This is a genomic window from Allomuricauda sp. MMSF_3307, from assembly GCF_030733585.1.
Lineage (GTDB): Bacteria > Bacteroidota > Bacteroidia > Flavobacteriales > Flavobacteriaceae > Flagellimonas.
In genome coordinates, this window is record NZ_JASHIQ010000003.1 from 36,529 (window position 1) to 49,715 (window position 13,187).

A 13,187-nucleotide genomic window follows, 5' to 3' on the forward strand; every position below is an offset into this window, starting at 1 on the left:
TGTATCGAGAATTAGCATTTTAACTGCCAAGTAGTTCTCGACTGCGCTCGAACTGACGTTTTGTTTGCAATCAGCGTTTGAATACATAAAAATCAATTTTTATGAGTATGATTTTTGAATTAATTAAGGAACGAAGAAGTATTTTTCCTCCGCAATATGTAGATAAGCCCATCGCTAAAGAGACCTTGGAAAAAATTTTGGAAGCGGCCAATTGGGCACCTACCCATAAAAAAACGGAACCTTGGCGCTTTAAGGTGTTGACCGGCTCAAAGAAGGATGAAATGGGTGTATTCCTTTCCAAAAAGTATCAGGAAGTGGACCCAAAACCAAAACAGACCACTATAAACAAATTAAAAGAGAACCCCGCACGTTCCGCTGCCGTGATTGCCATTTGCATGCAACGTGACCCTAAGGAAAGCCTTCCAGAATGGGAGGAAATCGCTTCAACGGCCATGGCGGTGCAGAATATGTGGTTGTGCTGCACCGAATTGGGCATTGGTAGTTATTGGTCGTCGCCAGGACTCATCAAATACATGGATGAGTTTTTTGACCTAAATGAAGGCGAAAAGTGTTTAGGCTTTTTCTATATGGGTTATTTTGATGGAGAAGTGATTCCTTCTGCAAGAACACCCATCGCTGATAAAGTGGAGTGGTTTGACTAACTAAACGTAAACAGGTCGCCTGCGTATTTGATGGTGATGTATACGTAAAAAACAGCGTACAGGGCAGTTACCACAAACTTCATAAAAGTACCGGTCAAAAACCCTAAAAATGAACCGAAAGCCGCCTTCATGGCGGTTTTTTTATTGGCTTTGTTCAGTAATTCACCGACCAATGCACCAATAAACGGCCAAATGATAATACCCAATGGCCCAAATATGGGTACAACCAAGGCAACCAGAAGTCCTACAATCGTACCCCACATGCCCGCTTTACTGCCACCAAAGCGTTTGGTGCCCATGGCGGGTATCACATAGTCCAAAACGGTAATGGCAATGGCAATCACAAAGGTAACTCCCAGAACCCACCAGTTATCCGGAACGGCTTTGGTCAAATAGAGCAGCAGTAGGCCCACCCAGCTAATGGGCGGTCCCGGCAATACGGGTAAAAAACTACCCAATATCCCTATTAGCATTAGAATAAACCCTAAAATAAGGAGAGCAATGTCCATGGTCGTGTTTTCATGTTAGACAAATGTAGCCGACAATTGTTACAAACAAAATCAAAATAAAACCCTGTCCCTAATTTTTCCGTAGGTACGTTTGAAGCGTTATGATGAATAGGTCATGAAAAGAATTAAGGTACAAACCAAATCTAAGTTCCTCCCTTTGGGATGCTTTGCGCTGTGCCTGTTTTATTTGATGGGACTTTTTAACGGACTGGTTCTTGAGACCTTACATGAAGTGTCCCATAGTTGGTCTGAGCAATCCCACCATCATAGTTTCAATTCAGATCACGAAGCTATCGATTATACCTCCTTGGAGGCCATGGCCGGACACTCGCACGAAGCTTTGGAGGCATTGAAGGAATTATTGCAAGACAGTCCATCCGATAAACAGGAAAAGCCCGAAAATAAGAACCTAAAATTGGATAAACATTTTACGGTTGCAAGTAGTACCGAATCCAACCTGCAGGACCTTATAGCTAAAAATGTGTGTTGGGGATATCAAGATGGTGCGCTTGCATGGTACCAAACGGTAAACACGCCTCCTCCCCAGCATCATCAGTACCTAAACTAGACCACTTTATTGTCAGTTTTATTTCCTATTGAAACTGGTCTAGTCCCCTATTGCCAAATTTTAATCATCACACAAATTTAATTACAACGACATGAAATATTTTATGGCGGCATTGTCCATGCTTTGCATGGTTACAATCGCTGCGCAAAACGTAGAGGGACAACTTGTGGATCAAGTTGGTTCCCCGATAGAAGATGCCGGTATTTTCAACAAAACCAGCGGGCAACATAGCCATACCGATGGGACAGGCTACTTTGTTCTCAACAACACATCGGTAAACGATACCATTTACTTTTCCAGATTAGGATATGCCACACTCACTAAAGTGATAGATAAAGCAGATTTGCAAAACCCATTGACCATTGTGATGGAAGAAAGTTCCATTTCATTGGACCAAGTGGTCTTGGTATCCGAGGTAGATGCGCTGAGCAGGGTGGTGGATGTGGATGTAAAGACAGATCCTGTAAAATCATCACAGGAAATCCTAAGAAAGGTGCCTGGCCTGATCATTGGACAACATGCTGGTGGCGGAAAGGCAGAGCAAATATTCCTGCGAGGTTTTGATGTGGACCACGGGACCGATGTGGCCATCAATGTGGACGGCATGCCAGTAAATATGGTATCGCACGCCCACGGACAGGGATATGCGGACCTTCATTTTGTGATTCCAGAGACCATCGAAAACGTAAATTTTGGAAAAGGGCCCTACTATGCGGAACAAGGAAACTTTAATACCGCTGGCTATGTGGACCTAAAACTCAGAAAGAGTTTGGATAAAAGTATGATATCCACCGAAGCGGGACAGTTTGGCGCGCGAAGATTTGTGGGTATGCTCAATCTCATGGACAACCAAAACAGCAATGCCTATATGGCCTCGGAACTGTATCTGACGGACGGCCCGTTCGAATCACCGCAAAATTTTAACCGTATCAATATTATGGGAAGGTATCGTTATGCGCTGCCAGGTGACCAAGAATTGCTGTTGACAGCTTCACATTTTTCGAGTAGATGGGATGCCTCGGGACAAATACCGCAGCGTGCCGTGGACCAGGGATTAATAAGCCGATTCGGTGCTATTGACGATACCGAGGGCGGACAAACGAGCCGGACCAATTTAGTTTTGAACCACAGTAAAAATATGGGAATAGGAAAATCCTTGAACACTACGGCTTTTGTTTCCCATTACGACTTTGAACTTTACTCCAACTTTACCTTTTTCCTGGAAGATCCTGTGAACGGAGATCAAATCAGGCAATTTGAAGATAGGCTGATGGCAGGCGCCAAAACAGTTTTTCAGGATAATTCGGCCAATTTGGATGGTATGGAATTTAAATACAATGCAGGAGTTGGTTTTAGGTATGACAATGTGGATGACAACCAATTGTCCCGAACGCTGAACCGTCAAAAACTATTGGAACGTTTGGCGTTTGGCGATATAGATGAAATGAATGGCTACGCCTTTGCGGGGGCCAGCTTCAAAACGGGAAAGTTTACGTTGGAACCAGCCCTGCGCATGGATTATTTCCGATTCGATTACAACGACAAGACAAGCGAGCTTTACGATAACCGAAGTGAAGAAAAAGTAGCGTTCAGCCCTAAATTCAACACGATTTATAGTCCGACATCGAAAACACAGTTCTTTTTAAAAACCGGTATTGGTTTTCACTCCAACGATACCCGGGTGGTGGTAGCCAATGGAGGGGAAGATATCCTGCCCGCCGCTTATGGAGTCGATTTTGGAACCATTTTGAAGCCAGCTGACAAATTGGTTTTAAATGCCACCTTGTGGAGCTTGTTTCTCGATCAGGAATTTGTGTACGTAGGGGATGCCGCCATTGTGGAACCCAGTGGAAAAACCCGTCGCATGGGGATTGAGGTAGGAGCAAGGTATCAACCTATGGATTGGCTTTACCTGTACACGGATGCCAATTATACCCATGCCCGTAGTACCGAGGAAGCTGATGGTGAAGACTTTATCCCTTTGGCGCCAGATTTTACTATGGTAGGAGGGTTGACCGTGGGAGGTAATCAAGGATTTTCGGGAGGAATAAACTACCGGTATATTGACGATAGACCTGCCAATGAGGATAATAGCATTGTGGCGGAAGGCTATTTTGTGACAGATGCCAATCTGAATTACAGCGTCAACAATTGGACTTTTGGATTGATTGTGGAGAACCTGTTCGACACCGAATGGAACGAGACACAGTTCGCAACCGAAAGCCGTTTGTTCAACGAGCCGAGCTCTTTTGAAGAAATTCATTTTACACCAGGAACCCCTTTCTATCTTAGAGGAAAGGTTACTGTGACCTTTTAATATTTGATAGTGTAAAAAATTGTCACCTCGAGCTCAGTCGAGAGGTTATTTAGTAGGAGATTTATATCGGTGTCGCATCTCTACTGCGCTCGATATGACCGCTCCCCTTAAACTGCTGATAAAGGGTAAAACAAGTTCAAGGACTTACATAATTAGCCGCCAGCATACCACGCTGGCGGATTTTTCATACATTTTATAACTAAAAAATTAGTTTAAACTAAATATTTAGTTATATTAGCGATGTCATTTCAAATTGTCAGACTGAGCGCAGTTGAAGTCAAGATGAGAAATCTGAACTAATGCTCAAGGATTTAGTTCGGATTATAAGGAATATGAATTGGATTCCCGATTGCTTGGGAATGACCACTAAAACGTATCGAATGAAACAACTCACCAAGGCAGAAGAAGAAGTAATGCAGCTCCTTTGGAAAATTAAAAAGGGCAATGTGGCCGCCATTTTGGAAGAATTACCAGAACCGCGGCCAGCCTACAACACGGTATCCACCATAGTTCGGATTTTGGAAGACAAAGGTTTTGTGTCTCACGAAAAAGTGGGCAAGGGCCATGTGTACTTTCCCTTGGTTAAAAAAGAAGAGTATAGTAACCAGCGGTTGAATACGTTGATGGAGGGCTACTTTCAAGGGTCATTTTCCAGCATGGTGTCCTTTTTTATGAAAAAAAACGATATCAGTCTGAAGGAACTGGAAGCTATTATGAAGAACATTAAAGATAAAGAGCAATGATTACCTATATCCTAGAATCCTTAGCATTTCAATTGGTCTTTTTGTTGGCTTACGACCTTTTTCTAAAGAAAGAGACCTTTTTTCAATGGAACAGGGCCTATTTATTAGGCACGTTTGCCCTATCCATTATTTTGCCCTGGGTGAAGATTGATGCCCTGACCACCCCGATGCCGGACGGTTTGCAAACCACAACGGTATTTTTGACCCAATTGAACGGAGTCGTACTTGGACCGGGCGCAGAAGAAACAAGTATCCTGCAACAAATATCATGGCCTTATTTGGTGTTGGGTCTAGGGAGTTTATTGGCGACAATCTGGTTTGCTTATAAATTGGTACAAATAAAAAGACTTCGCCATAAAAGTGCAGTGGAGCATTATCGGGAATTTACCAAGGTGACCGTGCCCCAAAGCACGTCTGCTTTCTCCTTTTTCAGAAACATTTTTATGGGAGAAGAGATTCAAAAGGACAAGGAGGACAACATCTTGGCCCACGAACTGGTCCACGTAAAGCAATGGCATTCTTTGGACCTGCTCTTTTTTGAATTGGCAAGAATAGTTTTCTGGTTCAATCCTTTGGTGTACATCTACCAAAACAGGGTAGCCGAACTTCATGAATTTATTGCCGATGAAAGGGCGGTCAAACATAACAAAGCGGCCCATTTTGAGATGCTGTTGTCCCAAGCCTTTCATACGCAGAACATCAGTTTTGTGAATCAATTTTTCAATAGATCATTAATCAAAAAACGAATAGTCATGTTACAAAAAAAGAAGTCAAAAGCCGTTTGGCAGGTGAAGTATGTATTGTTGTTACCCCTTATTTTGGGTATGCTGGTGTACACTTCCTGCGAAAATGAAAAACCGACCGATGCTGAAAGTACAGCTGAAGAACCAATTGAGGAGATGACAATTGTAGGTTACGGAGCTGGTAAAACAAAAGAAGGAGAAATTCCCTTTGGAGTGATTGATGAAGTTCCTGTTTTTCCGGGATGCGAAGATGCAGAAGATAAAAGAGCCTGTTTTCAGGAAAAAATACAGCGACATATCCAGAAGAATTTCAGGTATCCTGAAGCAGCAGAACAGCAAGGAATAGAAGGAAAGGTCTCAGCCATATTCAGGATTGATTTAGAGGGTAATATTGTTGACATTAACATGAAAGGTCCACACGATCTTTTGGAAAATGAAACAGGTCGTATCTTAGACAAATTGCCAAAAATGCAACCTGGTAAGCACAAGGGTAAAGCTGTAAAAGTGCCTTTTTCCATTCCAATTGTTTTTAAACTTCAAGGCGAGGAAAAGAAGTCCAATTCGGAAGAAAACAGTAGTGATTCATACCCTTTTGCTACAATAGATGAAATTCCCGTTTTTCCAGGTTGCGAAAATGCCATAGATCCAAAAGAGTGTTTCGCTGAGAAATTGGTAGAGCATATCAGAAAGAATTTCAGGTATCCAAAGGCAGCACAGGAACAGGGGATTCAAGGTAGGGTGAGTGTAGTATTTACAATCGATGTAAACGGTAATGTTTCTTCGATTAAAAAACGTGGTCCTCATGAATTGTTGGAAAATGAAGCGGTCAGGATTATAGAACGACTACCCAAAATGCAGCCCGGAAAACATGAAGGCAAAGTTATGAATGTGCCATATGCGATTCCAATTACCTTTAGGTTAAAAAACCAGCCAGAGGGTACCACAGTAAATGGTTCCAAAGATTATTTATTGGTTGAAGGCATGAAGGTAAAAAAGCAAGGGAAAACCTATTTTGAGGGTGTAGTGACAGACAAGGAATCTATGGGTATTTCTGGAGTTGTAATTTCCGTTGAAGGAAAGGAGGCTGGAGTTATGTCAAATTTTAATGGTGTTTTTTCGATAGCAGTCGAAGAAGGTGATATCGTGAAATTTCAGTATGAAGGACTTCCCGACAAACATATTGAAGTATCCCAATATTGATTACTAAAATTAAATTTTAGCTGTGATACGTAAATCAAAAAATATCTACAGTACATTTTTGATTTTGTTCTCATTCCAAGCCGGTGCACAAACATCGGCTTTGTCCGTTGCCGACAGTTTGTATGCCTTGGGAAACTATACTTCGGCTATCAATGCCTATGCCAAGGTGGGGGACCAAAAGTCCAGTCTGCAGATTGCACGGGCCTACAATGCCATCGGAAATTATGACAAAGCCATAGCCCAATACACCGATATTTTGGACAATGACCCTCAATTTGAGTTGGCCCGTTTTGAACTGGGCAAGTTGTTGTTGAAGACCAAAGATTTTGGACCTGCCATGGAAATGTTTCAGGTCCTGGTGTCATCGGAAGGGCAAAACCCCGAATATTTCTACTACCTGGGCAGGGTCTACGAGTCTATCGACAACACCGAAAAGGCCAACTCATCCTACAAAACTGCTGTGAAAATGGACAGTACCCATCTACGGAGCCTTTACGCTTTGGGCAAACATTATGTGGGCAAAGAAATACGGGATTCCGCTTTGGTCTATATCGATCAAGGACTTCGGTTTTATGAAAACGATGTGGCGATGATCAATTTAAAGGCCTTGGCATATTACAATAATGGTCAATTTTCATTGGCCATCCCCCATTTTGAGCGGCTGCTGGAGTTGGGCGAAGAAAAGGCCTTTGTGTACGAGAAATTGGCCTATTGCTATTTCCGAAACTGGGAGCCGGAAAAAGCACTGGAAACCTATCATAAACTGAAGGATTTCCCGGAGAAACTGGCCGTTGCCTATTCGGGATTGGGAGAAGTGTATTTTGAGGAAAAGGAGTTGGACAGCGCACAGTACTATATTGAAAAATCCATAGAGGAACGAAGGGTCTTTTTTCCCCAAGAATATGCCAGTTTGGGTCGGATTGCTCGGCTCAAGGGACAGACCAAAAAGGCTATGGATTACTATGTAAAGGCATGGGAAGAAAACGAAGAGAACTATTATAATTACTATCAGGTTTGTGTTTTGGCGGATGAATATTATAAGGACCCCAAAACTCGACTGAACTATTATGAAAAGTTGCTGGAAATGTACCCTGATTTGGTTCCTTGGCTCGAGGAACGCATCAAAAACAGAATCAGCGAGCTCAAGGAGGAAATCCATTTTGGCAGCAACTGATTTCTTCAAAATGTCGTAATTTCAGCCAAATTCTAGGGGCTGTCATGCAGAAGTTTGTTTTGTTAATCGTTTTTATGGGTCTGCTCGTATCCTGCGAGCTCTTCGAGTCCAAGGAGGACAAGACCCAAAAACTGGTCAATGAGGAACTTTTGGCCATCGATTGGAACGATGTGGACCAATATCCCCTTTTTGAGGATTGCGACGAAACTGCTCCCAAGGAGGCACAGCAAGAGTGTTTCCAAAACGTGATCACCGAATATTTCTCCGAAGCTTTGGCTGGATTGCAGTTTCAGGTACGGAACGATATGAACGATACCGTCTATATCGATTTTTTGATAGATGAACACGGGTTTATATCTGTGTTGGGCGTTGAAGAAAAAACCTCCGTGCTCAATGAGATATCCGATTTCAACACCAAAATATCGGAACGCTTAAACGATTTGACCACTGTGGCGCCCGCATTGAAACGAGGTAACCCCGTAAGCCTGCGTTTTAGGCTTCCGCTGGTCCTAAACACCTATTGATTTGGCAACAGAAAAAATTATATTGGGCATAGACCCAGGCACCACGGTCATGGGGTTTGGTATTATCAAGGTCATCAACAAACAGATGCACTTTGTGCAAATGAACGAGTTGATGCTCCGAAAATATGACGACCCCTATACCAAGCTCAAACTTATTTTTGAGCGGACCATAGAGCTCATCGATACCTATCACCCGGACGAAATCGCCATCGAAGCTCCTTTTTACGGGAAGAATGTACAGTCCATGCTCAAGCTGGGCCGGGCACAAGGGGTGGCCATGGCAGCCGGACTTTCACGGGAAATACCCATCACCGAGTACATGCCCAAAAAGATAAAAATGGCCATCACGGGCAATGGAAATGCCAGTAAGGAGCAGGTAGCCCGAATGCTTCAAAGCGTATTACAACTAAAATCCTTGCCCAAAAATTTGGATAGCACCGATGGATTGGCCGCCGCCGTCTGCCACTTTTATAATGAGGGCAGGGTTGAGGTCGGAAAAAGCTATACCGGTTGGGAGGCTTTCATCAAACAAAACCCGGATAAGATCAAATAATAATGTCCAATAAACAATAATCAATTTACAATTACCAAATCACTTAAATGAACCTACATTATGAAAAAAGAGAATCCCTTAATGAAGAAATCTTATGATTTCGCATTAGAAACAGTTAGATTGTATAAGCGAATTATTGCTTCAAAACGAGAGTTTGTGCTATCTAAACAAATGCTTCGTTCTGGCACATCAATCGGAGCAAACATCGCTGAGGCGAACGGAGCAATTTCAACTGCAGATTTTTCCGCCAAAATATCAATAGCTTATAAGGAAAGTCTTGAAGTAAAATATTGGTTGTCGCTTCTAAAGGATTCTGAATATATCAAGGCAGAAAAAGCAAATAAACTGATAGAACGAGCAGATGAACTCTCCAAAATTATGTTTTCCATCTTAAAAACCACAAAAAGGGCCAAATGATAATTGTAAATTGTTCATTGTTAAATATTTACTGTTAACTGACCACTGATTGAATGAGCGGTATTTATATCCATGTGCCATTTTGCAAGCAAGCTTGCCATTATTGTGATTTTCATTTTTCCACCCAAATGGGAAAAAAGGAAGCCATGGTCCATGCCATTGCCCAAGAATTGGAGTTGCGGAAAGCGGAGGTGCAGGATACCATTGAGACCATTTACTTCGGTGGAGGAACGCCATCCGTGCTTTCCCAAGGCGAGATGGAGACCTTGATTCAGGCAGTTTATGACAATTACAAGGTTGAGGATGACCCGGAAATTACATTGGAAGCCAACCCAGATGATTTGGTCTCATCTCGAGCGCAGTCGAGAGATCTTTTCAAGAGATATAAAAATACTGGCATTAACCGTCTCAGCATCGGCATCCAATCCTTTTTTGAACAGGACCTTAAACTGATGAACCGTGCCCACAACGCCCGTGAAGCCGAACAATGTATTAGGGAAGCCACTGAGCATTTTGATAACATCACCATCGATTTGATCTACGGGATTCCCGGAATGGACAACCAACGGTGGAGGGCCAACATTCAAAAAGCGTTGGATTTTGGTCTGCCGCATATTTCGAGTTATGCCTTGACTGTGGAACCTAGAACGGCCCTTAAAAAATTTATAGAGAAGGAACTGATTCCCGATGTGGACGATGAACAGGCCCAGGAGCAATTCCACATTTTGGTGGATATGTTGGAGGGCGAAGGTTTTGTGAATTACGAAATATCCAATTTTGGCAAGCCCGGATTTTTCTCCCAAAACAATACCGCTTATTGGTTGGGAAAGACCTATTTGGGAGTCGGTCCTTCGGCACATTCCTTTGATGGCAAGCAGCGAAGCTGGAACATTCGGAACAATCCCATCTACCTTAAAAAAATCAACGAAGGCGAACTTCCTTTGGAAATTGAAACGCTTTCCACTACGGACCGGTACAACGAATATGTGATGACCGGACTGCGCACCATTTGGGGCGTGGATTTGGATAGGGTGGCATCCGAATATGGTGAGAATTACTTAATCTATTTGAACCAACAAGCATCCAAATTTTTGGAACAGGGACATTTGATGCTCGAAGATGGCAGACTGCTTACCACCAAAAAAGGCAAGTTTTTGGCGGATGGAATTGCTAGTGATTTGTTTTTCCTGAGATAAGCTAGTGTATTTCTTATCTCTCTGATTTGATGAGTTCACAAATGGTCATTTTTGAGCATTTTTTAAATGTCTAAAATACCAAAAGTTTCAGTGAATGGAACATCAATGGAGATGATCTCAAACTTTGGATTAGTTCCTCTTTTCAAAAGTGAAAGAGTACTTTTTGAACGAATATCAGAAGTTACAAAATGTGTGACTGATTTATCCAAGTCAGCTTGCGCGAAAAGTTTGGAATCGTTCGGAATTATTGCACGTGGCGACAAATCTTCTTCGCTAATCTTTTTTTCAGCAAACATTATATTCGCAAATTCTCCAGTTTTCTCGGCATCCTTTAAATTAAAAGGAACAATTTGAATATTCTTTAATGGCAAATCCTCTAGATTCCCTAGAACACAATATTCAGCGATTGAGATTGTAGAAACTTTTAAACCAGTATCGTTTTCTAAAAAGTATTTGAAATATCCAATTGCGTTTTGATGCAGTGGATCTTCATCGTTAAGAAGTCTAATGAAAAAACTTGTATCTAATAAGACACTATGTTTCATAACCACCTCTTAAGTTAAATAGCCATTCGTCAGGATTAACATTTTTCCAACTATTCTTGGCTTTTTTGATAAGAGAATTCAAGTAGTCGCTATCAAATTTTGGTTGATAGTCAATAAGCTCAATTAATTGAAGAGATTTGGTGTCAACTTCTCCGGTTTCAATGTTTTGTTTGCCTTTAGCTCGAACACCATAATTTTTATAAAGTAAGTTTTCTTCTCTTTCTTTTAAAAATTCTTCTCCAGTCTCTATTGATAAATATCCGAAATCATCGGTGTCTAAATGTATATTGGCTTTGCTTTTACCACCAGCATCTTTTAAAATACCATAAAAATAAAACTCTGCATCAACCCAAATATTTTCTGTTCTGATGAATTTTGTATTTGGATTAATGGTTAATTCATAACCATCATTTAGCGATGTTTTTATTTGAAACTCGTAATTTTTTTGACGAGACAGGTTTTGAATATTTTCAATTGCTCTAGCAGTCTTTAATTCAAGAAAATCGATTGATTCATTGGCTTGGACTTGGGATAAAACTGCACTAAATCCGATTACGGTTTGAATGGTAGTTTTGAATAAGTGACGAACAGAGCCCTCCTGAATATCATAAGTGATAATTGGTCTATCCTTCTTATTAGTAGGAAATAGCAAATCCTCAACATTCTGCAAAATGGATGCAATATGCTTTATGTCATAGTTTTCAGGGCTTAAGTCTTCGTTTCCAGACTTGCCGACAACCCGTATTTCTATCTCTCCAATTTTTTCCACATTTCAAAGATATAATTTATTCAATTTTATTCTTAATCAATATGTTGTGCAATTTAGTTTGATATAGCTAGGCATGAAGTTAGACGATTTCAAGCAAAAAATCTAGATTTATTGCATTTATCAATTGAATTGACTTAATTACTCCAAACTAGTTTAGTATTAATGATAGCCTCTATAAAACACAACTCCCGCAACTACAAAATAGACCTGACCAAACCACTGGATATTTCCATACCGCTCAAGGGTGGGGACAAAAATGTGAACGCCTGGTATTTGGAACCTCCCAAAATTGCCCCACACGAACAGGATGGATTTATTGGCAAGGTATCCGAAGGAGCCTCCACAAATTTCAATGATATTTGGTTCAATCCGCATTCGCACGTAACCCATACCGAATGTTTGGGACATATTTCCGAGGAATTCAATTCCATCAACAAAAAGCTCAAACGGTTTTTCTTTTTGGCCGAGTTGATTACGGTTGCCCCCGAACAGGTGGACGGGGATTTTATCATTTCGGAAAAGCAAATCAAATATGCACTGGGCAACAAAAAGCGCCAAGCAGTTGTGATTAGGACCCTGCCCAATTTGGGCGACAAACGTTCCAAGCAGTATTCCGATACCAATCCGCCCTATCTGATGGAGGCCGCGGCCAAGCATTTGGTAAAAAAAGGTGTGGAACATTTGTTGATCGACCTACCTTCGGTGGACAAGGAACGCGATGGCGGAGGACTTTTGGCACACAAGGCTTTTTGGAACATGTCGGGAAAACCCAGAACAAAAGCGACCATAACCGAATTTATCTATGTGCCCAACCCCGTAGAAGACGGCACCTACTTTTTAAATTTACAAGTGGCGCCTTTTGAGAACGATGCCACCCCCAGTAGGCCGGTACTGTACAAAATTGAAGACCAATAAATGAAAACAACCATAAAATTGGAGGAGTTGCTGATGTTCGTCCTGGGCATATACCTGTTTAGCCTGTTGGATTATGCTTGGTGGTGGTTTTTAGTGTTGATTTTGACACCCGACATTGGAATGATCGGATATGCTTTTGGGAACCGAGCAGGCGCTTTTTCCTATAACCTTTTCCATCACAAAGGTTTGGCCTTGGTCATCTACCTAACGGGGGCGTACTTTTCCCTACCTTTATGCCAGTTGATTGGGATAATTTTGTTTTCCCATTCCGCGTTGGACAGGATGTTGGGTTACGGATTAAAATATGAAAAAGGATTCAAGTTTACCCATTTGGGTGAAATCGGAAAATAAC

The 13,187-nt window shown here is 41.7% G+C and carries 15 protein-coding genes; 12 read left to right on the top strand and 3 right to left on the bottom strand.

The window, feature by feature from the left end; all coding sequences use genetic code 11:
* Positions 1-107: 107 nt before the first annotated feature.
* The gene (locus RBB12_RS08525; RefSeq protein ID WP_306013818.1) at positions 108-662 is read left to right on the top strand and encodes a nitroreductase; all 555 of its coding nucleotides are present in this window, start codon (positions 108-110) and stop codon (positions 660-662) included.
* Here the strand turns inward: RBB12_RS08525 and RBB12_RS08530 are convergent.
* Positions 659-1,171, bottom strand: a complete 513-nt coding sequence (locus tag RBB12_RS08530) for a DUF456 domain-containing protein (RefSeq protein ID WP_306013786.1) — start codon at positions 1,169-1,171, stop codon at positions 659-661. The two genes, RBB12_RS08525 and RBB12_RS08530, sit on opposite strands and share 4 nt — an antisense overlap.
* Before the next feature lie 115 nt (positions 1,172-1,286).
* Here RBB12_RS08530 and RBB12_RS08535 point away from each other — a divergent pair, with 115 nt between their 5' ends.
* From RBB12_RS08535 to hemW, 9 genes are all read left to right on the top strand, one after another.
* The gene (locus tag RBB12_RS08535; protein WP_306013785.1) at positions 1,287-1,739 is read left to right on the top strand and encodes a hypothetical protein; all 453 of its coding nucleotides are present in this window, start codon (positions 1,287-1,289) and stop codon (positions 1,737-1,739) included.
* Positions 1,740-1,830: 91 nt separating this feature from the next.
* Positions 1,831-4,056 (top strand): TonB-dependent receptor, encoded by a 2,226-nt coding sequence (locus RBB12_RS08540; protein ID WP_306013783.1) that lies wholly within the window; start codon positions 1,831-1,833, stop codon positions 4,054-4,056.
* A 380-nt stretch (positions 4,057-4,436) separates the two neighbouring features.
* The gene (locus RBB12_RS08545) at positions 4,437-4,799 is read left to right on the top strand and encodes a BlaI/MecI/CopY family transcriptional regulator (RefSeq protein WP_179383761.1); all 363 of its coding nucleotides are present in this window, start codon (positions 4,437-4,439) and stop codon (positions 4,797-4,799) included.
* Positions 4,796-6,742, top strand: a complete 1,947-nt coding sequence (locus RBB12_RS08550) for a M56 family metallopeptidase (RefSeq protein WP_306013782.1) — start codon at positions 4,796-4,798, stop codon at positions 6,740-6,742. Before RBB12_RS08545 ends, RBB12_RS08550 begins: the two co-directional genes overlap by 4 nt.
* Before the next feature lie 22 nt (positions 6,743-6,764).
* On the top strand, positions 6,765-7,916 hold the full coding sequence (locus tag RBB12_RS08555; protein ID WP_306013780.1) for a tetratricopeptide repeat protein: 1,152 nt from the start codon (positions 6,765-6,767) through the stop codon (positions 7,914-7,916).
* 44 nt (positions 7,917-7,960) lie between these two features.
* Positions 7,961-8,440, top strand: coding sequence for a hypothetical protein (locus RBB12_RS08560; protein ID WP_306013778.1), 480 nt, complete (start codon positions 7,961-7,963; stop codon positions 8,438-8,440).
* 1 nt (position 8,441) lies between these two features.
* Positions 8,442-8,993, top strand: a complete 552-nt coding sequence (ruvC, locus tag RBB12_RS08565) for a crossover junction endodeoxyribonuclease RuvC (protein ID WP_306013777.1) — start codon at positions 8,442-8,444, stop codon at positions 8,991-8,993.
* 60 nt (positions 8,994-9,053) lie between these two features.
* On the top strand, positions 9,054-9,410 hold the full coding sequence (locus RBB12_RS08570) for a four helix bundle protein (protein ID WP_306013776.1): 357 nt from the start codon (positions 9,054-9,056) through the stop codon (positions 9,408-9,410).
* A gap of 53 nt (positions 9,411-9,463) precedes the next feature.
* Positions 9,464-10,606 carry a radical SAM family heme chaperone HemW gene (gene hemW, locus RBB12_RS08575; protein ID WP_306013775.1) on the top strand — a complete coding sequence of 381 codons (1,143 nt, stop codon included), beginning with the start codon at positions 9,464-9,466 and terminating at the stop codon, positions 10,604-10,606.
* 62 nt (positions 10,607-10,668) lie between these two features.
* Here hemW and RBB12_RS08580 read toward each other — a convergent pair whose 3' ends face one another.
* Together RBB12_RS08580 and RBB12_RS08585 are read right to left on the bottom strand one after the other, a co-directional pair.
* On the bottom strand, positions 10,669-11,151 hold the full coding sequence (locus RBB12_RS08580) for a hypothetical protein (protein WP_306013774.1): 483 nt from the start codon (positions 11,149-11,151) through the stop codon (positions 10,669-10,671).
* Positions 11,141-11,920, bottom strand: a complete 780-nt coding sequence (locus RBB12_RS08585) for a hypothetical protein (RefSeq protein WP_306013773.1) — start codon at positions 11,918-11,920, stop codon at positions 11,141-11,143. The genes RBB12_RS08580 and RBB12_RS08585 overlap by 11 nt, the downstream gene beginning before the upstream one ends.
* A gap of 162 nt (positions 11,921-12,082) precedes the next feature.
* Between RBB12_RS08585 and RBB12_RS08590 the strand changes: the two genes are divergently transcribed.
* Both RBB12_RS08590 and RBB12_RS08595 read left to right on the top strand, forming a co-directional pair.
* The gene (locus tag RBB12_RS08590; RefSeq protein WP_306013772.1) at positions 12,083-12,835 is read left to right on the top strand and encodes a cyclase family protein; all 753 of its coding nucleotides are present in this window, start codon (positions 12,083-12,085) and stop codon (positions 12,833-12,835) included.
* Entirely contained in the window at positions 12,836-13,186 is a 351-nt protein-coding gene (locus RBB12_RS08595) for a DUF4260 domain-containing protein (RefSeq protein WP_306013771.1), read from the top strand.
* The last annotated feature ends 1 nt before the right edge of the window (position 13,187 follow it).